General features: G+C 72.6%; 21 protein-coding genes. 14 read left to right on the top strand and 7 right to left on the bottom strand.

Annotated elements, in window-relative coordinates:
• Window positions 1-77 precede the first annotated feature (77 nt).
• Window positions 78-842 carry a ComF family protein gene (locus H291_RS0124430; protein WP_020017658.1) on the bottom strand — a complete coding sequence of 255 codons (765 nt, stop codon included), beginning with the start codon at window positions 840-842 and terminating at the stop codon, window positions 78-80.
• Between the two features lie 86 nt (window positions 843-928).
• Between H291_RS0124430 and H291_RS0124425 the strand changes: the two genes are divergently transcribed.
• Together H291_RS0124425 and H291_RS0124420 are read left to right on the top strand one after the other, a co-directional pair.
• A complete protein-coding gene (locus tag H291_RS0124425; RefSeq protein WP_020017657.1) occupies window positions 929-2,191 on the top strand; it encodes a winged helix-turn-helix domain-containing protein in 1,263 nt (420 codons plus the stop codon).
• Between the two features lie 25 nt (window positions 2,192-2,216).
• On the top strand, window positions 2,217-3,890 hold the full coding sequence (locus H291_RS0124420; protein WP_020017656.1) for a cation:proton antiporter family protein: 1,674 nt from the start codon (window positions 2,217-2,219) through the stop codon (window positions 3,888-3,890).
• A gap of 10 nt (window positions 3,891-3,900) precedes the next feature.
• Here H291_RS0124420 and mnhG read toward each other — a convergent pair whose 3' ends face one another.
• Genes mnhG through H291_RS31535 form a run of 6 tightly spaced genes read right to left on the bottom strand, consistent with a single transcriptional unit; the run spans window position 3,901 to window position 10,441 of the window.
• The gene (gene mnhG / locus H291_RS0124415; RefSeq protein ID WP_020017655.1) at window positions 3,901-4,248 is read right to left on the bottom strand and encodes a monovalent cation/H(+) antiporter subunit G; all 348 of its coding nucleotides are present in this window, start codon (window positions 4,246-4,248) and stop codon (window positions 3,901-3,903) included.
• Window positions 4,245-4,685: a monovalent cation/H+ antiporter complex subunit F gene (locus tag H291_RS33505; protein ID WP_020017654.1), complete on the bottom strand. Its 441-nt coding sequence runs from the start codon at window positions 4,683-4,685 to the stop codon at window positions 4,245-4,247. The genes mnhG and H291_RS33505 overlap by 4 nt, the downstream gene beginning before the upstream one ends.
• Window positions 4,682-5,296, bottom strand: coding sequence for a Na+/H+ antiporter subunit E (locus tag H291_RS31540; protein WP_232216165.1), 615 nt, complete (start codon window positions 5,294-5,296; stop codon window positions 4,682-4,684). Before H291_RS31540 ends, H291_RS33505 begins: the two co-directional genes overlap by 4 nt.
• Entirely contained in the window at window positions 5,293-6,954 is a 1,662-nt protein-coding gene (locus H291_RS0124400) for a Na+/H+ antiporter subunit D (RefSeq protein ID WP_020017652.1), read from the bottom strand. The genes H291_RS31540 and H291_RS0124400 overlap by 4 nt, the downstream gene beginning before the upstream one ends.
• A complete protein-coding gene (locus tag H291_RS0124395) occupies window positions 6,951-7,463 on the bottom strand; it encodes a Na(+)/H(+) antiporter subunit C (RefSeq protein ID WP_020017651.1) in 513 nt (170 codons plus the stop codon). Before H291_RS0124395 ends, H291_RS0124400 begins: the two co-directional genes overlap by 4 nt.
• Complete coding sequence (locus H291_RS31535; RefSeq protein WP_084468408.1) at window positions 7,460-10,441, bottom strand: Na+/H+ antiporter subunit A; 2,982 nt, start codon at window positions 10,439-10,441, stop codon at window positions 7,460-7,462. Before H291_RS31535 ends, H291_RS0124395 begins: the two co-directional genes overlap by 4 nt.
• 309 nt (window positions 10,442-10,750) lie before the next feature.
• On the opposite strand from H291_RS31535, the gene secA reads away from it, so the two are divergent.
• The 12 genes from secA (at window position 10,751) to atpB (ending at window position 25,627) form a co-directional block, all read left to right on the top strand.
• Window positions 10,751-13,705, top strand: coding sequence for a preprotein translocase subunit SecA (gene secA / locus H291_RS0124385; RefSeq protein ID WP_020017649.1), 2,955 nt, complete (start codon window positions 10,751-10,753; stop codon window positions 13,703-13,705).
• Between the two features lie 225 nt (window positions 13,706-13,930).
• Window positions 13,931-15,223: a homoserine dehydrogenase gene (locus H291_RS0124380; RefSeq protein ID WP_020017648.1), complete on the top strand. Its 1,293-nt coding sequence runs from the start codon at window positions 13,931-13,933 to the stop codon at window positions 15,221-15,223.
• Between the two features lie 9 nt (window positions 15,224-15,232).
• Window positions 15,233-16,348: a threonine synthase gene (thrC, locus tag H291_RS0124375; protein WP_020017647.1), complete on the top strand. Its 1,116-nt coding sequence runs from the start codon at window positions 15,233-15,235 to the stop codon at window positions 16,346-16,348.
• The gene (gene thrB, locus H291_RS0124370; protein ID WP_020017646.1) at window positions 16,348-17,364 is read left to right on the top strand and encodes a homoserine kinase; all 1,017 of its coding nucleotides are present in this window, start codon (window positions 16,348-16,350) and stop codon (window positions 17,362-17,364) included. The genes thrC and thrB overlap by 1 nt, the downstream gene beginning before the upstream one ends.
• 355 nt (window positions 17,365-17,719) lie before the next feature.
• A complete protein-coding gene (rho, locus tag H291_RS0124365; protein WP_020017645.1) occupies window positions 17,720-19,564 on the top strand; it encodes a transcription termination factor Rho in 1,845 nt (614 codons plus the stop codon).
• Window positions 19,565-19,697: 133 nt separating this feature from the next.
• On the top strand, window positions 19,698-19,916 hold the full coding sequence (gene rpmE, locus H291_RS0124360; RefSeq protein ID WP_020017644.1) for a 50S ribosomal protein L31: 219 nt from the start codon (window positions 19,698-19,700) through the stop codon (window positions 19,914-19,916).
• 115 nt (window positions 19,917-20,031) lie between these two features.
• Window positions 20,032-21,120, top strand: coding sequence for a peptide chain release factor 1 (gene prfA, locus H291_RS0124355; RefSeq protein WP_020017643.1), 1,089 nt, complete (start codon window positions 20,032-20,034; stop codon window positions 21,118-21,120).
• Between the two features lie 75 nt (window positions 21,121-21,195).
• Window positions 21,196-22,179, top strand: coding sequence for a peptide chain release factor N(5)-glutamine methyltransferase (gene prmC, locus H291_RS0124350; RefSeq protein WP_157237313.1), 984 nt, complete (start codon window positions 21,196-21,198; stop codon window positions 22,177-22,179).
• A gap of 13 nt (window positions 22,180-22,192) precedes the next feature.
• A complete protein-coding gene (locus tag H291_RS0124345) occupies window positions 22,193-22,906 on the top strand; it encodes an L-threonylcarbamoyladenylate synthase (protein ID WP_051109627.1) in 714 nt (237 codons plus the stop codon).
• Window positions 22,903-24,147, top strand: coding sequence for an MraY family glycosyltransferase (locus tag H291_RS0124340; protein ID WP_157237312.1), 1,245 nt, complete (start codon window positions 22,903-22,905; stop codon window positions 24,145-24,147). The genes H291_RS0124345 and H291_RS0124340 overlap by 4 nt, the downstream gene beginning before the upstream one ends.
• A complete protein-coding gene (locus H291_RS0124335) occupies window positions 24,144-24,596 on the top strand; it encodes a hypothetical protein (RefSeq protein WP_020017639.1) in 453 nt (150 codons plus the stop codon). Before H291_RS0124340 ends, H291_RS0124335 begins: the two co-directional genes overlap by 4 nt.
• A 191-nt stretch (window positions 24,597-24,787) precedes the next feature.
• Window positions 24,788-25,627 carry a F0F1 ATP synthase subunit A gene (gene atpB / locus H291_RS0124330; RefSeq protein WP_332257187.1) on the top strand — a complete coding sequence of 280 codons (840 nt, stop codon included), beginning with the start codon at window positions 24,788-24,790 and terminating at the stop codon, window positions 25,625-25,627.
• The last annotated feature ends 52 nt before the right edge of the window (window positions 25,628-25,679 follow it).

Here is a 25,679-nt window from a genome sequence, read left to right as displayed (position 1 = left end):
TAACGACAGTCCCAACTAACGGTGAACAGGACGACACAGATCTGTCACACTTTGAGGTTCGGATCGATACGTCGCTTTCACCCCATGGGCACGCGCGGGGCGATCCGCGGCGCGCGTCCCGGGGCCGGCGTCGCTGCCAGCACGATTGCCCCCAGGACGTCGTGACCGGGGCCTTCGAGGGCCCGTTCGACGGCGGCGAGCGTCGCGCCGGTCGTCAGGACGTCGTCCACAAGAATGCACATGGATCTTTGTCCCAGGGCCCGCGCCCCACGTCTCGTCATGCGGACGGAACCGGTCAGGTTGCGCCCGCGGGCGCGGGCGCCGAGGCCCACCTGGTCCCGTCCGCGACCCGTGCGGACGAGGGCCGGCACCATCCGGGCGGGCACCCCGCCGTCGCGCAGGCCGCCCGCCACGGCGCGGGCCAGGACGGCCACGGGCTCGCGGCCGCGGGCCCGGCGGGCGGCCGCCGTGGAGGGCACGGGCACGACGGCGACGGGCCGGGCGGGGGAGAGCGCCCGGGCGAGGCGGGCAGGGGCCAGCGCCGGGGCGAGGCGCGCGGCCGCCCGCCGCAGCGCCGGGGCGAGCAGCCGGTCGAGGTCCGTGCGCCCGCGGTCCTTCCAGTGCACGACGACGTCGCGCACCGGGCCCGCGTACGGCGTCAGCGCCCACACCGGCACCGGTGGGACGCCGTCGAGCCGGTCCAGGCGCGGCGCGCCGTGCTCGACCCGCCCGAACGGGCCCGCCAGGAGGGCCGCGCAGCGGGCGCACCACGGCACGTCGAGCTCGCCGCACGGGCAGGCGACGGGCAGCAGCAGGCGGGCGAGCTCGCGGACGGGGCGCATCCCACGACCCTGGCCCACCGCGCGACCGCGTGCCGCTTGTCCACAGCCCCGTGGGGAGTGTCAGTGGTGCGGGGCAGGATGGGTCCGTGCAACCGATCTCGCTGTCCCTCGACCAGGCACGCCGTGTGGCCATCGCCGCCCAGGGCCTGCACCGCCCGCGTACCGACGGGCCGCGCACCATGCGGCACGTCCAGGGCGTGATCGACCGCCTCGGCCTGTTCCAGATCGACTCGGTGAACGTGCTCGCCCGGGCGCACCAGCTCCCGCTGTTCGCGCGGCTCGGCCCGTACGACACCGACCTGCTGGACCGGGCCACGGCGTCGGGCCGGCACGCCCGGCGGTCGGGGCGCGCCGCGGCCACGGACCGGCGTCTGGTGGAGAGCTGGGCGCACGTCGCGGCCTACGTGCCGCCGCACGCGTGGCCGCTGCTGGCGTTCCGGCGGCAGTGGTTCGCCCAGGAGTACGACTGGAAGGAGCTGGACGGCGTGCGCCTGCCCGACGCGCCGCAGGTCCGCGAGGTGCACCAGCTGGTGGCGGCCGAGGGTCCGCTGTCCGCCTCCCAGATCCACGACCGGTTCGTGTCCGAGGGCCGCTCGGTGCGGCGCAAGCGTGGCACCTGGTGGGACTGGAGCACCGAGAAGCGCGTCGTGGAGCACCTGTTCTTCACCGGCGAGGTGGTCTCGGCCGGGCGCAACGCGCAGTTCGAGCGGCTCTACGACCTGCCGGAGCGGGTGCTGCCGCCGTCGGCCCTCGTGGACGTGCCGGAGGCGGAGGCGAAGCGGGCGCTCCTGGAGCTCGGCGCGCGGGCGCAGGGGATCGGCGACGCCCGCAGCATCAAGGACTACTACCGGCTCAAGGGACCGGTCGCGGACCGGGCCCTGGCCGAGCTGGTCGAGGAGGGCGTGCTGCTGCCCGCGCGCGTGGCCGGGGGCTCCGAGAAGTGGTACCTGCACCGCGACGCGGCCCGCCCGCGGCGCGCGGCGGGGCAGGCCCTGCTCGCCCCGTTCGACCCGCTGGTGTGGGAGCGCACGCGCCTCGAGCGGCTGTTCGGGATGCGCTACCGGATCGGCATCTACACCCCGGCCGCCCAGCGCACCGACGGCTACTACGTGCTGCCGTTCCTGGAGGACTCCCAGCTCACCGCCAGGGTGGACCTCAAGGCCGACCGCGCCGCGGGCGTGCTGCGCGTGCAGTCCGCGCACGCGGAACCCACGCTGACGGACAGCACGCCCGCCCGCCTGGCGCACGAGCTGCACACCATGGCCCGGTGGCTCGGCCTGGAGGGCGTGGCGGTCGAGGACAGGGGCACCCTTTCACCCGCACTGCGGGCCGCGGCGGCGGTTTCCTGAAACACACGACAACTAAACTCTCTCCATGGCGACGGCAGCGATCTTTCTGGTAGCTACGGTCGCGGCCGGGCTCGGGGCGGTGCTGCTGCGGCTGCCGCCCCTGGTCGGCTTCCTGGTGGCCGGGTTCGCGCTCCACGCGGCCGGCATCGCCGAGCCGTCCTACCTGGAGACCGTCGCCGACCTCGGCGTGACGCTGCTGCTGTTCGGCATCGGCCTCAAGCTGGACGTCAAGACGCTGCTCCGCCGGGACGTCTGGTTCACGACCGTCGCGCACCTGGTGGTCAGCGTCGCCATCGCGGTCGGGTTCCTCGGCCTGCTCGGTGTGGTCGGGTTCTCGATGCTCGCGGGCGAGGGCCTGGGCGTGCTGGCGCTGCTCGGGCTCGCCCTGTCGTTCTCCTCCACGGTGTTCGTGGTCAAGGTGCTCGACGGCCGGTCCGACCAGTCCGCCCTCTACGGCCGGATCGCGATCGGCGTGCTCGTCATGCAGGACCTGATCGCCGTCGTCTTCCTGTCCGTGGCCTCCGACCACCCGCCGAGCCCGTGGGCGTTCGCCCTCGTGCTGCTGGTCCCGGGCGCGTGGCTGCTGCGCAAGGTCTGGTCGAAGGTGGGCCACGGCGAGCTCCAGGCACTCTTCGGCGTGGCCGTCGCGCTCGGCCCGGGCTACGCGCTGTTCGAGGCCGTCGGGCTCAAGGGCGACCTGGGCGCGCTCGTCATGGGCATGCTCCTGGCCGGCCACCCCGCGGCCACCGAGCTGTCCCGCAACCTGTTCACCGTCAAGGAGCTGCTGCTCGTCGGCTTCTTCGTGTCGATCGGCTTCTCCGGCGAGCTGAGCTGGCAGGCCGCGATCATCGGGCTGCTCCTGCTCCTCATGCTGCCGCTGCAGGCGATCATCACGGCCGTGCTGCTGCGCCTGATGCGCCTGCGCAAACGTACGGCGATCCTGTCCGGGCTGGTGCTGGCCAACTACTCCGAGTTCGGCCTGATCGTGGTCGCTGTCGGCTCGCAGACCGGCCTGCTGCACGACGAGTGGCTCGTGGTGCTCGCCGTCGCGGTCGCCGCCAGCTTCGTGCTGTCCTCCGCGATCAACACGCGCGGCAACGAGTTCGCGATGTCGCTGGCCAAGCGCTTCCCGTCCAAGCCCAACGAGTGGCTGCACCGCGAGGAGCGGCTCATCGACGTGTCCGGGGCGGAGGCGCTCGTGCTCGGCATGGGCCGGGTCGGCCGCGGCGCCGTGCGGCAGCTGCGCGACGACTACGGCATGGACGTCGTGGGCGTCGAGCACGACCCGACCCGCGTCGCCGCCCTGCGCACCGAGGGCTTCACCGTGGTCCAGGCCGACGCGACGGACATCGAGTTCTGGGGCCGGGTGCGCAGCGCGGGCGCCGTCCGCCTCGCCATCCTCGCCATGCCCTTCCACGCGGCCAACCTGATCGCGCTGTCCCAGCTGCGGGCGAGCGGCTTCGAGGGCACGGTCGCCGCCGTCGCCCGGTACGACGACGACGTGGCCGAGCTCGAGCGGCACGGTGCCGACGCGGTGTTCCACCTGTACGGCACCGCCGGTCTGGCCCTCGCCGACGAGGCGGCCGAGGCGGCCCTCGGGTACGACGCCGCCGAGGAGCTGCGCGACGCCCAGGCGGAGCGGCGGGCCGCCGCGGTGCCGGACTCCGAGCCCGCCGCCAGCAGCGGCGGCGCGGCCTGAGCCCGGGGGCTCAGCGCCCGGCCTCGCGCGCCGGGAACTCGTCCTCCTCGATCTCCAGGACGGCCGGGTCCACGCAGCGCGTGCGCAGGCCGGACCGGCCCACCATGTAGGCGGCCACGGGCGACGTCATGAGCTGGAAGATCGCCACCAGCAGGAGCATCGTCGCCGAGCCCCGGTCCTGCAGCCGCAGCGCGACGCCGGCCAGCAGGAGCAGCAGGCCCAGCACCTGGGGCTTGGCCACGACGTGCATCCGCGAGAGCAGGTTGTCGAACCGCACCACGCCCACGCCGGCGGAGAACGAGAAGAACGCGCCGAGCAGCAGGCAGACGGCGGCGGCGACGTCGGTCACCAGGGTCATGACTCCTCCTTCCGGCCGGTGACGTCCGCGGGATCCGGGCCCGGCTCGACCCCGGAACCGCCCGAACCGGCGTTCGGGCCGGCGAACCCGACGGACCCGGGAGCGGAGGGCCCGGCGCCACCCGCCGCGCCCGCCCCCGGCCGCGGCCCGGACCGCTGGGCGGCCGTGCCGTTCTTGGGCGGCTCGACGGCGGCGAACCGCGCGATCGTCACCGACCCGATGAACCCGACCAGCGAGAGCACCACGAGGATCGGCACGGACTCGGTGCGGCGCGAGATCGCCGCCTCGACCGCGATGGCACCCACGAGGGCTGTGGTGAGCACGTCGAACGCCACCGTTCGGTCCAGCATGGTGGGGCCGCGTTCGATCCGGACCACGGCGAGCAGCGCGCCCACGGCGAGCAGGGTGGTCGCGACCACTCCGACGGCGAGCATCATCGGCGTTCCTCCTTGTCCAGGGTGTATGGAGCGAGCCCCACGCGGGCCAGCTCGGCGCTCGGCGCGAACGCGCGCAGCAGCCGGGCCTCCAGGTCCAGCGTGGCGTCCCGGACGGCGTCGGGGCCGCCCGACGCGGCGATGTCCAGCACGTGCAGCCGCAGGGTCCGGGTCGGCCGGTCGAGGTCGATCACGAGCGTGCCGGGCACCAGCGAGGAGAGGCCGGCCGTCGTGGCGATGAACAAGTCCGAGTCGGTGCGCAGCGGCACCGAGACCAGCGCGCCGTGCGGCGTCGGGCCGCCGCGGGCCGCGCGGCCGGGCACCACCGCGGTCCACGCCACCTGGAACGACGCGAGCACGAGGTCGCCGACGAACCGGCCGAGCAGGTGCAGCAGCGGGCCGATCCGGACGGTCGTGGCCGTGCCGATGGGCGGCAGCGGGAACGCCAGCGCCACGAGGGCGCCGAGCACGGCCCCCGAGATGACGTTCGCCCACGACAGGTCGCCCCACAGGAGCACCCAGATCAGGGCGCCCACCACCATCGTGGGCCAGAGCGTCACGAGCCGGCGCGCACGTCGGCGCCCCGGTCCCTGGGCAGGGTCGGGCTGCTTCACGGCTCCACCTCCTCGGTGTGGTCGGTGGTCTTGTTCGACTCGCCCGTGCCGCGCGGCGCGCCGTCGGGGAACACGGCCTCGATGTAGGTGCGCCCGTCCATCACGGACTCGGCCGCGCGGTCCGCGTAGGCGTACAGCGGGCCGGCCACCACGGTCAGCCCGACGCTGACGGCGACCAGGGCCGCCGTCGGGCCGACCATGCCCCACGGCAGCGGCGTCGGCTCGGGCAGCTTCTCCGGGCAGGGCTGCCAGAACGCCTTGTTCCAGGCCCGGACCACGGCGTAGAGCGTGAGCAGCGAGGTGACCACGGAACCGACCACGAGCACCCAGGCCAGCCCGGAGCCGTCCACGACACCGGCCTCCAGCAGGCCCACCTTGCCCAGGAACCCGGACAGCGGCGGGATGCCCGCGAGGTTCATCGCGGGCACGAAGAACAGGACGGCCAGGCCCGGCGCCATGGTCGCCAGGCCGCCCAGGCGGTCCAGCGACGTGGTGCCGGTGCGGCGTTCGATCAGCCCCACCACGAGGAACAGCGCGGTCTGCACCGTGATGTGGTGCACCACGTAGAAGATGGCCGCGGCGGTGCTCGCCTGGGTGGCGAGCGCGACGCCGAAGATCATGTAGCCGATATGGCTGACCAGCGTGAACGACAGCAGACGTTTCACGTCGTCCTGCGCGACCGCGCCCAGGATGCCGACGATCATCGTGGCCAGCGCCAGCACGAGCAGCACCGCCTCCAGCGCCTCGTTCCGCGGGAACAGCAGCGTCTGGGTGCGCAGGATCGCGTAGACGCCCACCTTGGTGAGCAGGCCCGCGAACACGGCGGTGACCGGGGCGGGCGCCGTCGGGTAGGAGTCGGGGAGCCACGCGGACAGCGGGAAGATGGCCGCCTTGATCCCGAACGCGAGCAGCAGCAGCCCCTGGATGCCGAGCCGCACGCCCGGGTCGATGTCGGGCAGGCGCTCGGCGAGCTGCGCCATGTTCACCGTGCCCGTCGCCGCGTAGACCAGGCCGACGGCGACCAGGAACACGATCGAGCTGAGCAGCGCGACCACCACGTACACGCTGCCCGCCCGGATGCGCTCCACGGTGCCGCCCAGCGTGAGCAGCACGTACGACGCGGCGAGCAGGATCTCGAAGCCGACGTACAGGTTGAACAGGTCGCCGGCCAGGAACGCGTCCGCCACGCCCGCGGCGAGGATCAGGAACGTCGGGTGGAAGATCGCCACGGGCAGCACGTCGCGGCGGGTGTCCTCGTCGGCGTCCGCGTCCTGCCCGCGGATAGCCTCCTGCAGGATCTTCGTGTCCTTGGTGGCGGGCGCCGTGCGGTCGTTGCCGTCGGCGATGCCCTGCGCCATCGAGTAGAGCAGCACGCAGAGCAGCACCACGCTGCTGACCAGCAGCATCAGGGCGGCCAGCGGGTCGGCAACGAGGTTGACCCCGACCGGGGCCGCCCACCCGCCGACGTCGATGACGACCGGCCCGGCCTGGGCGGCCACCACGAGGCCCGCGGCGGCGGCCACGACCACGGACAGGGCGACCACGGAGATGATCCGCTGCGCCCGCTCGTAGCGGTGCAGCGCCAGGGCCAGGCCCGCGGCGAACAGCGGCACCAGCACGGGCAGGGGGACGAGGGTCTCCACGCTCCACGGGGTCATGCGTCCTCCCTCCCGCGAGCGTTGCCCGACGGCGTCTCACGGTCCGGCAGCGCGACCTCGTCCCGCACGGCGACGGCCTCCTCGTCGAGCGTGGACCCGGACTCCTCGGCGTCGCTGTCGGCGTACGAGGGCGCGTCCGCGTCGGCGAGCCGGGCGATGCGGGTGTCCTCCAGGTCGTCCTGCACCTCGTCGTGCCCGTGCAGCTGCCAGGACCGGTAGGCCATGGCCAGCACGAACGCGACCAGCGCGAGCGTGATGACGATCGAGGTCAGCACCATCGCCTGGGCCAGCGGATCGCTCATCGGCTCCGAGGTGGCGCCGGTGATGGGCGGCGCGCCCGCGCGGCCGCCGGCCACGAGGATCGCGAGGTTGGCCCCGTTGCCCATCAGCACGAAGCCGAGCAGCACGCGGGTCAGCGACCTCTCCAGCAGCAGGTAGACCCCGGCGGCGAACAGCACGCCGACCGTCAGGAGCAGGGCGCCCGAGGGCACGGTGTCGAGCACGATCATGCGCGGTCACCCCCGGTGCGGACCTCCACGCGCCGCCGTTCGCCGATCGACCAGGCGAACGGTTCCGCCTGCCGGTCCAGCTCCGCGCCGAAGCTCCGCAGGATGTCGATGACCAGGCCGATGACCACGAGGAACACTCCGATGTCGAAGAAGAGGCTGGTGACGAGGTGGACGTCGCCCAGCACCGGAATGTGCAGGTCGAGGATGGTGCTCTCCAGCACCTCCTGACCGGCGAGCAGCGCCACGAGCCCCACGCCCGCCGACAGGAACAGGCCGGTGCCGAGCACGAGGCCGGGGTGCACCGGCGCGGCCTCGCCCAGCTCGAACCGGCCGCCGGCCAGGTATCTGACCGTGAGGGCCAGGCCGGCCACGAGGCCCGCCGCGAACCCGCCGCCGGGCGCGTTGTGCCCGCTGAACAGCAGGAACAGGGCGAACAGGATCATGGGGTGGAAGATCACGCGGGTCAGCACCTCGAACAGCATGGAGCGCTGCCCGGGATCGAGCGTGGGCCCGGCCAGCAGCCACTTGCCGCGCCGCGCCGGCTGGTTGCCCGCGCGGTCCCCGGGGGCGACGGCCTGGGCGTTCGCCGCCCGGTCCAGCCGCAGGACGTCGCCGCTGCGCTGGCGCAGGAAGACGAGCGACGCGACGCCGGTGGCGGCCACGAGCAGCACGGAGATCTCGCCCACCGTGTCCCAGGCGCGGATGTCGACGAGCGTGACGTTGACGATGTTGCGCCCACCGCCGAAGGTCTCGGCCTCGACGGGGAAGTCCACCGACACCGGGGTGTGCACGCGGACCAGGGGAGCGGCGGCCACGAACGTCATCACGACCAGCCCGGTCACGACGCCGATCGCCAGCCGCACCCAGCGGCTCGCCGCGAGCGGCCGGTCCGAGAAGTACGGGGGCAGGCGGCGCAGCACCAGCACCATGACCACCAGCGTCAGCGTCTCGCACAGCACCTGGGTCAGGGCCAGGTCCGGGGCGCCGTGCAGGAGGAACAGGGCCGCGTTGCCGTAGCCGGCCACGCCCGCCAGGATCACGGCCTTGAGCCGCCGCCGGGCCCGCGCCGTCAGGATCGCGGCCAGCACGACCACGGCGACGATGACCAGCTGGGCGGGCCGGTCCCAGGGCACCAGCGCGAACGGGCCGAGGTGCAGCACGCCGTCGCGCCCCACGGCGTCGGCCGCGACGGGCAGGCCGCCCGGCTCGCCGACCAGGCCGAGCGCGAGCGCGAGCCCGGGCCCCACCGCGAGCGTCACGAGGATGACGCCCAGGTAGAAGGGCAGGGAACCGCGCTGCGTGCCGGCCGTGACGTCGCTGGCCAGGCGGTCGAGCTTGCGCATGAAGCGCCGGTAGAGCACGTCGGCGCCGTCGGGGGACCACAGCGAGTCCTGGAACCGCTCGATCCGCGCGCGCTGCCAGAACGCGAGGCCACCGGCCAGGAACACGGCGACGGTGATCGCGAGGGCGGGTGTGAACCCCTCCCAGAGCGCCAGGTGGCCGGGCTCGCCGGCCGGGTAGGTGTTCGCGTACGGGGCCAGCAGCTCCTGGCCGACCTGGGGAACGAGGGCCACGACCAGGCCGAGGACGCCCAGGACCAGCGGCGGCGCGACCATCCAGAACGGCTGCGGGTGCACGGTGCCGGGCGCGGCGTCCTGCTCCGGGAGCTCGGCGGTGGCCGGCAGGCGGGGCTTGAACGCGCCCCACAGGAAGCGCAGCCCGTACGCGACGGTGAGGGCGGAACCCACGGCGACCACGACGGTCATCACGCGGCCCAGCACGTCGCCGTCGTGCTCCCAGGCCACCAGCGCCGCCTCCTTGGCGACGTAGCCGGCGAAGGGTGGCAGGCCGATCATCGAGGCCGTCGCCAGCGTCGCGGCCAGGGCCGTGACGGGCAGGCGGCGTGCGACGCCGGCGAGCTTGCGCAGGTCGCGCGTGCCGGTCGCGGCGTCGACCACGCCGACCACCAGGAACAGCGACGCCTTGAACATGGCGTGCGCGCCGAGCAGCGCCAGGCCCGCCAGCGCGGTGGCCCGCGTGCCGTAGCCGAGCAGCAGCGTGAGAAGCCCGAGCTGGGAGACCGTGCCGAACGCGAGGACGAGCTTGAGGTCGTGCTGCTTCAACGCCCGGTACCCGCCGAGCAGCAGCGTGGTGCCGCCCAGCACGAGCACGACGACGCGCCACGCCGTCAGGTCCGAGAACGCGGGGGCGAACCGCGCCACCAGGTAGATGCCGGCCTTCACCATGGCGGCCGCGTGCAGGTAGGCGGACACGGGCGTGGGCGCGGCCATCGCGGCGGGCAGCCAGAAGTGCGTGGGCACCAGGGCGGACTTGGTGGCCGCCCCGGCCAGCAGGCAGACCACGGCGATGGTCACCGCGGGCCCGGCCGGCGGGTCGGCGATGACGGCCGACATGCTCCAGGTCCCGGCGGTGACCCCGAGCACGACCACGCCGACCAGCATCGCGAGGCCGCCCGCGGTGGTCACCACGAGCGCCTGCATGGCCGCCCGGCGCGACGACGTGCGGTCCGCGTAGTGCCCGATCAGGAGGTAGGAGAACACCGTGGTGAGCTCCCAGAACACGAACAGCAGCAGCATGTCGTCGGCGGTGACGAGGCCGGCCATCGAGCCGGCGAAGGCCACGAGGAACCCCCCGAACCGGCCCAGGCCGCGCGCGTCGCGGGCGAAGTAGGCGCTGCAGTACAGCAGCACGAGGGCGCCGACCGCCCCGACCACCAGCAGCATCAGCCAGGACAGGGAGTCGAGCCGCAGGTCGACGGCGAGGCCGAGCGCGGGAATCCACTCCACGCGCTCCGTGGGCGTGCGGCCGGCGAAGACCGCAGAGGTCTGGGACAGGGCATACGCAGCGGCCCCGGCGGGACCGAGGGCCAGCACCCAGAAGGCGCGTCGTCCGAGGCGGGCAAAGAGTGCGGGCGCGGCAAGGGCCAGGACGCCGTGGGCGAGGAGTACCGGAAGCACGTCCGTTCCGTCCTGTCAGGGCTCGTGGACAGGACGTCGTGCCAGGGGTGCCGGGCGCGGGACCCGGGTCGAGCACTGGACGGCATGCCGCGCGAGCGCGGGCGGGTGGGCGATGTGACCACCCTATCCGGTGTCGGTCTCCGGTTCGTCAGGGAGAGACCAAGGGCGGCTCAGGAACCGCATGCTTCCCGTGATCGTTACCCCGAGAGCGAACCATGCCGGTCCGCCGTCGGCTTCGGGCCACCCGCTCAGGTTTACGGCCTACGATGGGCGACGGCGAAAACTCGACGACGACCTGGGAGAACCCGCGTGTCCATCCTCGACAAGGTCCTTCGCATCGGCGAAGGACGTGTCCTGAAGAAGCTGCACAATGTGGCTGAGCAGGTCAATCGCTTGGAGCCCAGCTTCGTCGAGCTCAGCGACACCGAGCTCCGGGAGGAGACGGCCCGGTTCCGGGAGCGTCTCGAGCACGGTGCCACTCTGGACGAGCTGATGCCGGAGGCGTTCGCGGCGATCCGCGAGGCCGCCCGCCGCACGCTCGGCCAGCGGCACTTCGACGTGCAGATCATGGGTGGTGCGGCGCTGCACCTCGGCAACATCGCCGAGATGCGCACCGGTGAGGGCAAGACGCTGGTGGCGACGACCGCCGCGTACCTCAACGCCCTGTCGGGCGACGGCGTGCACGTCATCACCACCAACGACTACCTGGCCAAGTACCAGGGCGAGCTGATGGGCCGCGTCTTCCGGTTCATGGGCCTGACCACGGGTGTCATCCTGTCGGGCCAGACGCCGGCGCAGCGTCGCGAGATGTACGCCGCCGACATCACCTACGGGACGAACAACGAGTTCGGCTTCGACTACCTGCGCGACAACATGGCCTGGTCCACGGACGACCTGGTGCAGCGCGGGCACAACTTCGCGATCGTCGACGAGGTGGACTCCATCCTCATCGACGAGGCCCGTACGCCGCTGATCATCTCCGGCCCCGCGGCCGGCGACGCGAACCGCTGGTACACGGAGTTCGCGAAGGTCGTGCTCCGCCTGGTCCCGACGGTGGACTACGAGGTGGACGAGAAGAAGCGCACGGTCGGCGTGCTGGAGCCGGGTATCGCGAAGATCGAGGACTACCTCGGCATCGACAACCTGTACGAGTCGCTGAACACGCCGCTGATCGGCTTCCTCAACAACGCCATCAAGGCCAAGGAGCTGTTCAAGCGCGACAAGGACTACGTCGTGCTGAACGGCGAGGTCATGATCGTCGACGAGCACACCGGCCGTATCCTCGCCGGCCGCCGCTACAACGAGGGCATGCACCAGGCCATCGAGGCCAAGGAGGGTGTGGAGATCAAGGCGGAGAACCAGACGCTCGCCACGATCACCCTCCAGAACTACTTCCGCCTGTACGGCAAGCTCTCGGGCATGACCGGTACGGCCGAGACCGAGGCCGCCGAGTTCCAGGGCACCTACAAGCTCGGTGTGGTGCCGATCCCGACGAACAACCCGCCGCAGCGCCTGGACCAGCCCGACCTCGTCTACAAGAACGAGGACGGCAAGTTCAACGCCGTGGTCGCGGACATCGTGGAGCGGCACGCCTACGGGCAGCCGGTCCTGGTGGGTACCACCAGCGTCGAGAAGTCCGAGCTGCTGAGCGCCAAGCTGAAGAAGGCCGGCGTGCCGCACAACGTGCTCAACGCCAAGGAGCACGAGCGCGAGGCCTCCGTCGTGGCCATGGCGGGCCGCAAGGGCGCCGTCACGGTCGCCACGAACATGGCCGGCCGCGGTACCGACATCATGCTCGGCGGCAACGCCGAGCACCTCGCCGTGGGCGAGCTCGCCGAGCGCGGCCTCGACCCCGTCGAGACGCCGGAGGAGTACGAGGCCGCCTGGCCCGAGGCGCTGGAGAAGGCCAAGGCCCGCGTCGCCACCGAGCACGACGAGGTGAAGGCCGCCGGCGGCCTGTACGTGCTGGGCACCGAGCGGCACGAGTCCCGCCGCATCGACAACCAGCTCCGTGGTCGTTCCGGCCGTCAGGGCGACCCGGGGGAGTCCCGGTTCTACCTGTCGATGCAGGACGACCTGATGCGTCTGTTCAACTCCGGCCTCGCCGAGTCGATGATGAACCGCGCCGGCTTCCCGGACGACATGCCGCTCGAGTCCAAGATGGTCACGCGCGGCATCATGTCCGCGCAGGGCCAGGTCGAGGCGCGCAACTTCGAGATCCGCAAGAACGTCCTCAAGTACGACGACGTCCTGTCCCGCCAGCGCACCGTCATCTACGCCGAGCGCCTGCGCGTGCTCGAGGGCGAGGACATGCGCGAGCAGGTGCAGCACTTCCTCACGGACACCATCACGGAGTACGTCACCAACGCGACCGCCGAGGGCAGCCCCGAGCAGTGGGACCTGGACGCCCTGTGGACGGCCCTGAAGGCCGTCTACCCGGTGTCGCTGACGCCGGAGGAGATCGCCGCCGAGGCGGACGGCATGGACCGCGTCACCAGCGACATGCTGCTGGAGGAGATCCTGTCCGACGCGCGCGTGGCCTACCAGGCCCGCGAGGACGAGCTCTCGCCGCCCGCCATGCGGCAGCTCGAGCGCCGCGTGGTGCTCTCCGTGCTGGACCGCAAGTGGCGCGAGCACCTCTACGAGATGGACTACCTCAAGGAGGGCATCGGGCTGCGTGCCATGGCGCAGCGCGACCCGCTGGTCGAGTACCAGCGCGAGGGCTTCCAGCTCTTCCAGGCGATGACCGACGCCATCAAGGAGGAGTCGGTCGGGTTCCTGTTCAACCTCGAGGTCACGGTCCAGCAGCCCGACGCCGAGCAGGCCACGGACGGCGGTTCCGAGCTGCCCGCGGCCGCGCCGGTGCCGCCCCGCGGCCGCCTGGGCACGGGCCAGCCGGACGCCCCGCCGACCACGCAGATCCCGGTGGTCGCTCCCGCCGCCGCCCCGCAGCAGGGGCAGCAGCCGCCCCCGCCGCGCCAGCGCCGGGCCGCCGGCGCCGCCACGGAGCCGATCCTGCTCGCCAAGGGCCTGGACGCGCCGAACCGCCAGCAGCCGCTGACGTACTCGGCCCCCAGCGAGGACGGCTCGGGCTCGGCGTTCATGCAGTCGTCGGACGGCGCCCGTCGCCGGGCGTCGCTGCACGGCGAGGCCACGGCCGCGACGAGCGACGGCCGGACGTTCCCCGGCACGCCGCGCAACGCGCAGTGCCCGTGCGGCTCGGGCAAGAAGTACAAGGTCTGCCACGGGGTCAACGAGGCCTGAGACCGGCCGGCGGGGCCTGCCCCGCCGAGTGAGGACGCCTGTCCGGAACCGCCCCTCGACCGAGGGGTGCGGGTTCCCGGGCAGGCGTTCTCCTTTCGGCGAACACCTGCCGTGAGACACAGCGCCCGCATGTCGGACGCTCCGGTTACCCTGGTCGCATCGTCCCGAACCCGTGCGGAACCGCACCGGGAGCGGACGCCCCCCGAAGACGAAAGCAGGATCGCTGTGCCTGTCCCCGAGCCCGCCCGCGGGCTGCGTGTCGCACTGCTGGGCTGTGGCGTCGTGGGCACCGAGGTGGCCCGGATGCTGCTGGAGCAGGGCACTGATCTCGCCGCCCGCGCGGGCGCGCCGCTGGAGCTCGCCGGCATCGCCGTGCGCGACGCGAGCCGCCCCCGCGACGCCGCCGTACCGCGTGACCTGCTGACCGAGGACGCGGAGTCGCTCGTCGACGGCGCGGACATCGTCGTCGAGGTGATGGGCGGCACCGAGCCGGCCCGTGCCCTGCTTCTGCGCGCCATCGAGGGCGGGGCCGCCGTCGTCACCGCCAACAAGGCGCTCCTGGCCGCCGACGGTCCCACGCTCTACAAGGCGGCCGACTCGGCCGGCGTCGACATCTACTACGAGGCCGCCGTCGCGGGCGCCATCCCGATCGTGCGGCCCGTGCGCGAGTCCCTGGCGGGCGACCACGTGCGCCGCGTCCTGGGCATCGTCAACGGCACCACCAACTACGTGCTGGACCAGATGGCCACCACGGGGCTCGACCTCGACGAGGCCGTCAAGCAGGCGCAGGACCTCGGCTACGCCGAGGCCGACCCCACGGCCGACATCGAGGGCTACGACGCCGCCGCCAAGGCCGCGATCCTGGCCAGCCTCGCCTTCCACACCCGCGTCTCGGCCGACGACGTCGCGCGCGAGGGCATCACCGGGGTCACCTCGGACGACGTCGCGTGGGCCGCCCGGACCGGGCACGCCGTGAAGCTGCTGGCCATCGCCGAGCAGACCGGCGAGGGCGTCGCGGTGCGCGTGCACCCGGCGCTGGTGCCGCTGGAACACCCGCTGGCGGGCGTGAAGGGCGCGTTCAACGCGATCTTCGTCGAGGCCGACGCCGCGGGTCCGCTCATGTTCTACGGCCAGGGCGCCGGCGGCCGGCCCACGGCGTCCGCGGTGCTGGGCGACGTCGTCTCGGCGGCGCGCCACCGCGTGCTCGGTGGCAAGGGCCCGCAGGAGTCCACCTACGCGGCGCGCCCGCTGCTCCCGGCGGACGCCGCGGTGACGCGCTACCAGGTGCGTCTGCTGGTGGCCGACCTGCCCGGCGTGCTCGCTCAGGTCGCGGGCGTCGTGGGCGACCACGGCGTCTCGATCGACACCGTGCGCCAGACCGGGCCCTCCGAGGGCACCGCCGAGCTGCTCCTGACCACCCACGCCGCCCGCGAGGCGTCGCTGGCCGCCACCATCGCGGCCGTGCGCACGCTCGAACCGGTCCGCGAGATCACGTCCGTCCTGAGAGTCGAAGGCTGAACCGTGCCTGTGCTGCCCGCTGAACCGAACGTCCCGTCCGCCGGATCCGGCGTCCCCACCTCGCGCCTGTGGCGCGGCGTGATCACCGAGTACGCGGACCACCTGCCCGCCCACCTCCAGCAGAAGATCGTCACGCTGGGCGAGGGCGGCACGCCGCTCGTGCCCGCCCCCGCGCTGTCCGAGCGCACGGGTGCCGACGTCTACGTCAAGGTCGAGGGCATGAACCCGACCGGCTCGTTCAAGGACCGCGGCATGACGGCCGCGATCTCCGCGGCGGCCGGCCGCGGCGCCCGCGCCGTGGTGTGCGCGTCGACAGGCAACACGTCGGCGTCGGCCGCCGCCTACGCGACGCGCGCCGGCATGCTCTGCGCGGTGCTGGTCCCGGACGGCAAGATCGCCATGGGCAAGCTGAGCCAGGCGGTGGCGCACGGCGCCCGCCTGCTGCAGGTCGACGGCAACTTCGACGACTGCCTGGTGGCGGCCCGCAAGCTCGCCGACACGCACCCCGTCGAGCTCGTGAACTCGGTCAACCCCGACCGGATCGAGGGCCAGAAGACCGCTGCGTTCGAGATCGTGGACGCGCTGGGCGACGCCCCCGACATCCACCTGCTGCCCGTGGGCAACGCCGGGAACATCACGGCGTACTGGAAGGGCTTCACCGAGTACGCCGAGTCCGGCGTCGCGAGCCACGCCCCGGCCATGTGGGGCTTCCAGGCCGCCGGCGCCGCGCCGATCGTCAAGGGCCACCCCGTCGACGACCCGGACACGATCGCCACCGCCATCCGCATCGGCAACCCCGCCTCGTGGGAGCTCGCCGAGCAGGCCAGGGACACCTCCGGCGGCGTCATCGAGGCCGTGACGGACGAGCAGATCCTCGCGGCGCACCGCATCCTGTCGGCCGAGGTCGGCGTGTTCGTCGAGCCGGCGTCCGCGGCGGGCGTCGCGGGCCTGCTGGCCCGCCACGAGCGCGGCCTGGTGCCCGCGGGGGCACGCATCACCATCACGGTGACCGGCCACGGGCTCAAGGACCCGGGCTGGGCGCTGCGTACGCCGGACGGCGGAGAGGTGGAGCCCGTGCGGGTCTCCGCCGACGTCGTCTCGATCGCCGACGCGCTCTCACTCTGATGCAGCTCGGCGCCGACCACGTGCGGGTCCGGGTGCCCGCGACCAGCGCCAACCTCGGGCCCGGCTTCGACTCGCTCGGTCTCGCGCTGGCCCTGTACGACGAGGTCGAGGTGCGCCTCGTGGCGAGCTCCGACGTGGTCGTGGAGGTCGAGGGCGAGGGTGCCGGGGAGGTCCCCCTCGGGGAGGACCACCTGGTGGTGCGTGCGCTGCGGCGCACGATGGACCTGGCCGGCGCCGTGCCGACCGGCATCCACATGACGTGCCACAACGTGATCCCGCACGGCCGCGGGCTCGGCTCGTCGTCGGCCGCGGTCGTGGCCGGGATCGTCGCGGCCCGCGCCCTGCTGGCGGACCCGCGCGCGATCGACGCCGCCACGGTGCTGGGGCTGGCGACCGAGTTCGAGGGGCACCCGGACAACGCGGCGCCCGCCATCCAGGGCGGCGCCACGGTCGCGTGGACCACCGACGCCGGGCCGCGCGCGGTCGGGCTCGACATCGACCCGGCCATCGAGGCCACGGTGCTGGTGCCCGACGTACGGCTCGCGACGGCGCGGGCGCGCGCGGCGCTGCCGGCGCAGGTGTCGCACGGCGACGCCGCGTTCACGGCGGGCCGGGCGGCGCTCCTGGTCGAGGCCCTGGCCCGGCGTCCGGAGCTGCTGTTCGACGCCACGGAGGACCGGCTGCACCAGCAGTACCGCGCGGGTGTCCTGGGCGCGTCCAGCGAGCTGATCCGGGCACTGCGGGACGAGGGCGTCCCGGCCACCGTCTCGGGTGCCGGGCCGACCGTCCTGGTGCTCGCCGGGCCGGGCCACCGGGCCGCGCGGGACGCCGTCCTGGCGGACCTGGTGGACGAGACCGCGGGCTGGCGCAGGCTGAGCCCGGGGATCGATCTGACGGGCGCGCGGGCCAGGAGAATTACCGGTAACACGGGTGCGCTATCGTCCGGTCCGTCAGGGGCAGACAGAAGTCATGCCGGACCAGGATCACCAGCAGTACGGGGTGGTAGTATGCAGTGAACCTTCGGGATCGCACGTCCTGAGCCATGGTGGCGGGAACACGGATTCAACATCGGTTCCTCAACCGCCTACCCAGCTACAGTCAAAGCCGCTCAGCCGTGCCCGTAGCAGGCCGTGATCCACGGCCCACCGCATCTCGCGAGAAGGCAGACAACGCCCCCGTCAGCCCCTTCGTCGTACCACTGATGCGAGGTTTTCCGCGTTCTGGCCACATCGAGCCGGGCGCCCACTATCCCGCGGCCCGCGCTCAGGCGATCAGCCGCAGTTCGAGGGGGAAGGGTCCTTCGTGACAGACACCACCGATAACGCTCAGTCAGCCACCGGCCGTGCGGCCGGTACGGGCGCGCTGAGCAGCATGCGCCTCGCCGAGCTCCAGGCACTCGCCGGAGACCTGGGCGTGAAGGGCACCTCCAGGATGCGCAAGAGCGACCTCGTGGACTCGATCCGCGAGAAGACGGGCGGCGGCGCGACGAAGCGCCCGGCCCGTGCCGCTTCCGCCCCGGAGCAGCCCACCACCGACAAGCCTGTCCGTAGCGAGGCACCGGTCGCCGCCGCCGAGGTCGCCACCTCGAGCGTGCGCGCCGACGCCAGCACGGAAGCCGACAAGGCCGCACGTCTCGCCCAGCTCGCCGACGCCGTCGCGGCGCCGCGCGAGCAGAACGGACGTCGCTCCGGCCGCGGCCAGGGTGCCGCCGACGGCACCGCCGACAAGTCCGCCGACGACAAGGGCCGCAACGGCCAGTCCGGCACCGCCCGGAACACCCGTGGCGGCAACGAGCGCACCGCCGACCGCGCCGGAACCCGGACGACGGAGCGGAGCACCGAGCGCAGCACCGAGCGTGCCGCGGACCGGAACGCCGACCGCGCCGCCGCCGGCGACCTCGACGACGAGCGCGGCTCGCGCCGCCGCCGGGGTCGCGACCGGGGCCGGGACCGCAAGCGCGGCCGCGGCCGCCAGGGTCCGGACGTCGCGGGTCTCGACAACGTCGAGGTGCGCGAGGACGACGTGCTGCTGCCCGTCGCCGGGATCCTCGACATCCTCGACAACTACGCGTTCGTGCGGACCTCGGGCTACCTGCCGGGCAACAACGACGTCTACGTGTCGCTGAACCAGGTCAAGAAGGCCGGCCTGCGCCGCGGTGACGCCGTCGTCGGCGCCGTCCGCCAGCCGCGCGAGGGCGAGGAGCCGCCGCAGCAGGCGACCGGGCGCAACGCCAAGGTCAACAAGTTCAACGCGCTGGTGCGCCTGGACTCGGTGAACGGCATGACGCCGGAGGAGGCGCGGGAGCGCCCCGAGTTCACCAAGCTGACGCCGCTGTACCCGCAGGAGCGCCTGCGCCTGGAGAACCCCGAGGCGACCAAGCTGACGCCGCGCGTCATCGACATCGTCGCGCCGATCGGCAAGGGCCAGCGTGGCCTCATCGTCGCGCCGCCCAAGGCCGGCAAGACGCTGATGATGCAGCAGATCGCCAACGCGATCTCGCTGAACAACCCTGAGGTCCACCTCATGGTCGTGCTGGTGGACGAGCGCCCGGAAGAGGTCACCGACTTCGAGCGCTCGGTCAAGGGCGAGGTCATCTCCTCGACCTTCGACCGGCACGCCTCGGACCACACGCTGGTCGCCGAGCTCGCCATCGAGCGCGCCAAGCGTCTCGTCGAGCTGGGCCAGGACGTCGTGGTGCTGCTCGACGGCATCACCCGCCTGTCGCGCGCCTACAACCTGGCCGCCCCGGCGTCGGGCCGCATCCTGTCCGGTGGTGTGGACGCCGCCGCGCTCTACCCGCCCAAGAAGTTCTTCGGCGCCGCGCGCAACATCGAGGACGGCGGCTCGCTGACCATCCTCGCGACGGCTCTGGTCGAGACCGGCTCGAAGATGGACGAGGTGATCTTCGAGGAGTTCAAGGGCACGGGCAACATGGAGCTGCGCCTGTCGCGGTCCCTGGCCGAGAAGCGCATCTTCCCGGCGATCGACGTCAACGGCTCGAGCACCCGGCGCGAGGAGATCCTCATGTCGAAGGACGAGCTCGCGATCGTCTACAAGCTGCGCCGCGTGATGGGCGCGCTCGACCAGACGCAGGCCGCCGAGCTGCTGCTCGGTCAGCTCAAGAAGACCAAGACCAACGTCGAGTTCCTGCTGCACGTGCAGAAGACGACGCCGGGTGGTCTGACGGAGAACGAGAACGTCGGCGAGACCGTCTAGCTCGTCCTGATCCACGTCACACCCCACTGCCTCGCCCATCCGGGCGAGGTAGTGGCACAATGATTGGCTGGCTGGCTGGTTCACGTCCCGCGGTTCTGCAGGGCGACCCAGCGGCATCTCACCAAGGAGCAACATGAGGGCTGGAATCCACCCCGAGTACGTCGTCACGCAGGTCACCTGCACCTGTGGCAACACCTTCACGACGCGTAGCACCGAGACGTCCGGCAAGATCTCCGCCGACGTCTGCAGCGCCTGCCACCCGTTCTACACGGGCAAGCAGAAGATCATGGACACCGGTGGCCGCGTGGCCCGGTTCCAGGCGCGCTACGGCAAGAAGGACGCCGACAAGTAGCGACTCCGCAGCGCCGGTGGTCCGGTCCGACAACCTCTCCAGGGGCAGTCGGGCGCCGGACCACCGGCGCTGTTGCTTTGCCCAGACCTGTTTGGCCCTGTACCGAGGAGAGACCGTGACCGAGTCGTTCGCCGCCGTCGGACCGCTGCTCAGCGAGCACGCCGAGATCGAGGCGGCGCTGGCGGACCCCGCCGTGCACGCCGATCCCGGTCGCGCCCGCACGCTGGGCCGCCGCTACGCGGAGCTCAACCAGGTGGTCGGGGCCTACAAGGCCTGGGAGCAGGCGCACGACGACGCCGAGGCCGCCGCCGAGCTGGCGGCCGAGGACGCCTCGTTCGCCGAGGAGCTGCCCGCGCTGCGGGACGCCGAGGCGACCGCGGAGGAGAAGCTGCGCCGCGTGCTGGTCCCGCGCGACCCCGACGACGGGCGCGACGTGATCCTCGAGATCAAGGCGGGCGAGGGCGGGGAGGAGTCCGCGCTGTTCGCGGGCGACCTGCTGCGTATGTACCTGCGCTACGCCGAGCAGCGCGGCTGGTCCACGCAGCTCCTGGAGGCCACGGCGTCCGACCTGGGCGGCTACAAGGACGTGCAGGTCGCGGTCAAGGCCAAGAGCGTGCAGGGCCCCGAGGACGGCGTCTGGCACAGCCTCAAGTACGAGGGTGGCGTGCACCGCGTGCAGCGGGTGCCGGTCACCGAGTCGCAGGGCCGCATCCACACCTCGGCGGCGGGCGTGCTGGTGTTCCCCGAGGTCGACGACCCGGGCGAGCTCGAGATCGACCAGAACGACCTGCGCATCGACGTCTACCGGTCCTCCGGGCCGGGCGGGCAGTCCGTGAACACCACGGACTCCGCGGTGCGCATCACGCACGTGCCCACGGGCATCGTGGTCTCGATGCAGAACGAGAAGTCGCAGCTGCAGAACCGCGAGCAGGCCATGCGCGTGCTGCGGGCCCGCCTGCTCGCCGCCCAGCAGGAGGCGGCCGCGGCCGAGTCCGCCGAGCTGCGCCGCTCGCAGGTGCGCACCGTCGACCGCTCCGAGCGCATCCGCACGTACAACTTCCCGGAGAACCGGATCGCCGACCACCGCACGGGGTACAAGGCGTACAACCTCGACCAGGTGCTGGACGGCGACCTTGGTCCCGTGGTGCGCTCCGCGATCGACGCCGACGAGGCGGCCCGGCTGGCCGAGGCCTCGGGTGTCTGAGTCGTATCGGATCACGGCGGACCTGGCGCCTTCGGGCCCGGTCGGGCAGGCTTTTGCCGTGGTCGGAGGAGCGCGGTGAGCGCACAGCTGTTGAGGTGGGCCCAGGGGGAGCTGGCGGACGCCGGGGTCGGGTCGCCGCAGGCCGACGCCGAGGCGCTGCTGGCGCACGCGCTGGGGGTCGACCGGGGTGAGCTGCGGCGGCTCGTCGTGCTGGGCCGCCCGGTGCCCGACGACGTCGCGCGCGCCTTCGAGGCGCTGGTCGCCCGGCGCGCCGCCCGCGAGCCCCTGCAGCACCTGACGGGCGTGGCGCCGTTCCGGCACCTGGAGCTGGCCGTGGGGCCGGGGGTGTTCGTGCCGCGGCCCGAGACCGAGGAGGTCGCGCAGGTGGCGATCGACGAGGCCGCCAAGGTGGTCGGCGAACGCGGCGGCGCGGGCGCGGTCGTCGTCGACCTGTGCACCGGGTCGGGCGCCATCGCGCTGGCCGTGGCGACCGAGGTACCCGGCGCGCGCGTGCACGCCGTCGAGCTGGACAAGGATGCGCACGCCTGGGCGGCGCGCAACGTGGACGCCCTGAGCGCCGTCGCGGCCGGGCTGGACCCCGCCACGGTCGCGGACCAGACGGCCCCGGGGCCCCAGGAGGCGCCCGAGCGCATCGTCCGGCTCGTCAAGGGCGACGCCCGCACCGCGCTGTACGGGATCGACGGGACGGCCGACGTCGTCGTCTCGAACCCGCCGTACGTGCCGTCGGACGCCGTGCCCGTCGACCCGGAGGTGGCCGAGCACGACCCGGCGGTCGCGCTCTACGGCCTGGGCCCGGACGGGCTGGAGGTGCCGCGCGGCATCACGGACGCCGCGGCCAGGCTGCTGCGCCCCGGCGGGCTCTACGTCATGGAGCACGCCGAGGTCCAGGCGGAGGCGGCCCGCGCCATGGTCTCGGCCGCGCGCGACGCCGACGGACGGCCCGTGTTCGGCGAGCCCGAGACCCGCAAGGACCTCACCGGCCGGCCCCGCATGGTGGTCGCGCGGCGGCTCGGGCATCAGGAGGGTCCCGAAGCGTGAAAGACTGGTCCGCGTGAGTGTGCCTGTGCAGCCCGTGCTCGACGCCACCGACCCGCAGACCTGGGGCCCCGCGATCGACGAGGCAGTGAACGCGATCTCCCGTGGAGCCCTGGTGGTCATGCCCACCGACACCGTCTACGGCATCGCAGCCGATGCGTTCGACGAGGTCGCGGTGGCCGCCCTGCTCGCGGCCAAGGGCCGCGGCCGGCAGATGCCCCCGCCGGTCCTGGTCGGTGACGTCGCGACCCTCGACGGTCTCGCGACCGACGTGCCCGACGAGGCCCGCCGGCTCGTCGAGGCCTTCTGGCCCGGCGGTTTCACCGTCATCCTGCAGGCGCAGCCGTCGCTGCAGTGGGACCTCGGCGACACGGGCGGCACCGTCGCCCTGCGCATGCCGGACCACGCCGCGGCGCTCGCCCTGCTCAAGCGCACCGGCCCGCTGGCCGTGTCCAGCGCGAACAAGTCGGGCAGCCCGGCCGCGCAGGACGTGGAGAACGCGCGCGACCAGCTCGGCGCGTCCGTCGCGGTCTACCTGGACGGCGGCGAGGCTCCCGGCGGCGTCGCCTCCACGATCGTGGACGCGACCGGCCCCGTGCTGCGGATCGTCCGCGAGGGTGCCGTGAGCCTGGCGGAGCTGCGCAAGGTCGCCGACGTCGAAGGCCCTGCTGCGTCGCCCGAGGACGACCCGATCGAGCCCCCCGCCCCTGCCGCGGAGGACGACGAGTGAGGGTGTACCTGCTCCTGATGCTCGTGGCCGCCGCGGTCACGTTCCTGACCACGCCCTTCGCCCGGTGGGTGGCCCTGAAGACCTCGGCGATCTCCGCGGTCCGGGCGCGCGACGTGCACCTGGTGCCGACGCCGCGCCTCGGCGGGCTCGCGATGCTGATCGGCATCGTCGTCTCCGTCATGCTGGCCTCCCAGATGCCGTTCCTGTCCGGCGTCTTCTCCGACCGTCAGGCGTGGGGCATCGTCGGCGGCGCGGCGATCGTGTGCGGGCTCGGCTGGGCGGACGACAAGTGGGACCTCGACTGGGTCACCAAGCTCGCGGGCCAGGTGCTGGCCGCCGGGTTCATGGCGCTGCAGGGCGTGCAGCTCATCACGCTGCCGATCGCCGGCACGACCATCACGTCGTCGCGCACCTCGCTGGTCATCACGGTCCTGGCCGTGGTGGTCGCCATGAACGCCGTTAACTTCGTGGACGGCCTCGACGGCCTCGCGGCCGGCATCGTCGCCATCGGCGGCGCCGCCTTCTTCCTGTACACCTACGGGCTCACCCAGCAGGTCTCGGCGGAGGACTACTCCTCCCTGGCGTCCCTGATGATGGCCGTGCTCGTGGGCGTGTGCGTGGGCTTCCTGCCCTACAACTTCCACCCGGCGCGCATCTTCATGGGCGACGCCGGGTCCATGCTGATCGGGCTCGTCATGGCCGGCGCGGCCATCACCGTGACCGGCAACGTACAGCCCGACGTGATGACCGGCTCGCAGGCCCTGCCCGCGTTCATCCCGCTGCTCCTGCCGGTGGCGGTGCTCATGCTGCCGCTGCTCGACATGGGCCTGGCCGTGATCCGCCGCCTGGCCGCGGGCAAGTCGCCCATGGCGCCGGACCGCATGCACCTGCACCACCGGATGCTGGCCCTCGGCCACTCCCACCGCCGCGCGGTCGTGATCCTGTACGTGTGGACCGCCGTGTTCGCCTTCAGCGCCGCGGCGCTCGTGCGGTGGGACTGGGAGATCGTGCTGATCTGGACCGCCGTGTTCGTGGTGCTCGCGCTGCTGGCCACGCTGGGCCCGCTGCGCCACCGGGGCCGGTTCCTGGACGACGACGTGGCGCTGTCGGGGCAGACCCCCAAGGTGCCCGCCGCCGTCGGCGCGGCGCAGCCCGCCCTCGTACCGCAGAGCGCCACCGAGAGCGCCACCGAGCGTGTCGCCGTCAAGGCGCACGTCAAGACCAAGGAGACCGTCGAATGACCGAGCAGCTGCCCGATGCCCCCAACGCCCCGCGGGGCGCTGCCGAGCAGGCGGTGCTGCGTACGGCGCTCCGTGACTGCCTGATCCTGGTCGGCGGCCTCGCCGTGCTGGGCTCCGTGGTCGGGCTCCTCGTCGCGGGCCTGCCCGGCCTCTGGGGCGCCCTGATCGGCGCGGCGCTGGCCGCGTTCTTCTGCGCCACCACCGTGTGGTCGATGCTCTACACCGTCGGCAAGGGCGCCACCACGATGGGTGCCGTCGTGATGGGCAGCTGGCTCGCCAAGATGGTGGTGCTGATCGTCGTCCTGGTGATCATCACGCAGTTCGACTTCTACGACCGGGTCGTCCTGTTCGTCGTGCTGCTGCTCGGGGCCGTGGGCTCCGCGCTGCTCGACTACCGCGCCGTGCGCAACGGCCGCGTGCCCTACGTCGAGACCGACACCACGCCCTGACCGAGCCTCATGAGCGACCCACGACCTGACGCGGGGTTGCGCAATAAGTCACAAGGGGCCGCGTCATGCGGTTCTACGGCCTAAACCCCATGTGACATAGGTTAGGCTTACGACGAATCCATGACGGCCAGGCCCGACGGCGCGCCCGTTCCGCCACACAGCGGGAAACGCGCGCGGGGCCGAATGACCACCTGGGAGTCCTCCTGTCCACGTATGCGACGTCCGTAATCCTCGCCGCCACTGAAGGCCACGAGGGTGAGGGCGGCTTCCACACGCCGTCGATCGCCGACTTCTTCCCGTCGGGCATCCTCTTCGAAGGCACCATCTTCCAGATCGACCGGCTCTGGATCATCCGGATCATCGCCACCATCGTGCTGCTGTCGATCTTCCTGATCGCCGCGCGCCGGGCGAAGGTCGTGCCGGGCCGTTTCCAGGCCGGCGTCGAGTACATCCTGGACTTCGTCCGGGTGCAGGTCGGCGAGGAGATCCTGGGCAAGGACAACGCGAAGCGTTTCGTCCCCATGCTCACCACGATCTTCGTGACGATCCTGGCGTTCAACCTCACCGGCATCATCCCGGGCCTGAACCTCGCCGCCACCTCGCGCATCGGCGTGCCGCTGCTGCTCGCGCTGTGGGTGTTCGTCACCTACTGGGCCGTCGGCATCCGCAAGCACGGTCTGGGCGGGTACCTCAAGGCGAACCTGTTCCCCCCGGGCGTGCCGTGGCCGATCTACTTCATCCTGACGCCGATCGAGCTGCTGCAGATCCTGATCATCCGGCCGGGCTCGCTGATGGTCCGACTGGTGGCCAACATGGTCGCCGGACACATCATGCTGGTGCTCTGCTTCGCCGCGACGCAGTTCTTCCTGATCGACTCGGCGGGCAGCGGCCTGATGGTCTTCGGCGCCCTGACGCTGCCGGCCGGCATCTTCATGACGCTCTTCGAGCTGCTGGTCGCGTTCCTGCAGGCGTACATCTTCGCGCTGCTGGCCGCGGTCTACATCAACATGTCGCTGGAGGAGGAGCACTGACGGTGCTCGCTCCTCCGGGCGGCGCTGCATAGCTTCACCTGGAAAACCCGCG

This window comes from Promicromonospora sukumoe 327MFSha3.1, assembly GCF_000385135.1.
Taxonomy (GTDB): domain Bacteria; phylum Actinomycetota; class Actinomycetes; order Actinomycetales; family Cellulomonadaceae; genus Promicromonospora; species Promicromonospora sukumoe_B.
Note: the sequence above shows the minus strand (reverse complement) of the source record. Positions and strands in the feature narration are given on the sequence as shown.

Bases quoted from the DNA above. Each gene is read 5' to 3' on its own strand.
- thrB (WP_020017646.1), top strand. From the start codon at position 16,348: ATGCAGCTCGGCGCCGACCACGTGCGGGTCCGGGTGCCCGCGACCAGC.
- H291_RS0124335 (WP_020017639.1), top strand. From the start codon at position 24,144: ATGACCGAGCAGCTGCCCGATGCCCCCAACGCCCCGCGGGGCGCTGCC.
- H291_RS0124430 (WP_020017658.1), bottom strand. From the start codon at position 842: ATGCGCCCCGTCCGCGAGCTCGCCCGCCTGCTGCTGCCCGTCGCCTGC.
- rpmE (WP_020017644.1), top strand. From the start codon at position 19,698: ATGAGGGCTGGAATCCACCCCGAGTACGTCGTCACGCAGGTCACCTGC.
- mnhG (WP_020017655.1), bottom strand. From the start codon at position 4,248: ATGACCCTGGTGACCGACGTCGCCGCCGCCGTCTGCCTGCTGCTCGGC.
- H291_RS0124400 (WP_020017652.1), bottom strand. From the start codon at position 6,954: ATGACCCCGTGGAGCGTGGAGACCCTCGTCCCCCTGCCCGTGCTGGTG.
- H291_RS33505 (WP_020017654.1), bottom strand. From the start codon at position 4,685: ATGATGCTCGCCGTCGGAGTGGTCGCGACCACCCTGCTCGCCGTGGGC.
- H291_RS0124395 (WP_020017651.1), bottom strand. From the start codon at position 7,463: ATGATCGTGCTCGACACCGTGCCCTCGGGCGCCCTGCTCCTGACGGTC.
- rho (WP_020017645.1), top strand. From the start codon at position 17,720: ATGCGCCTCGCCGAGCTCCAGGCACTCGCCGGAGACCTGGGCGTGAAG.
- H291_RS0124420 (WP_020017656.1), top strand. From the start codon at position 2,217: ATGGCGACGGCAGCGATCTTTCTGGTAGCTACGGTCGCGGCCGGGCTC.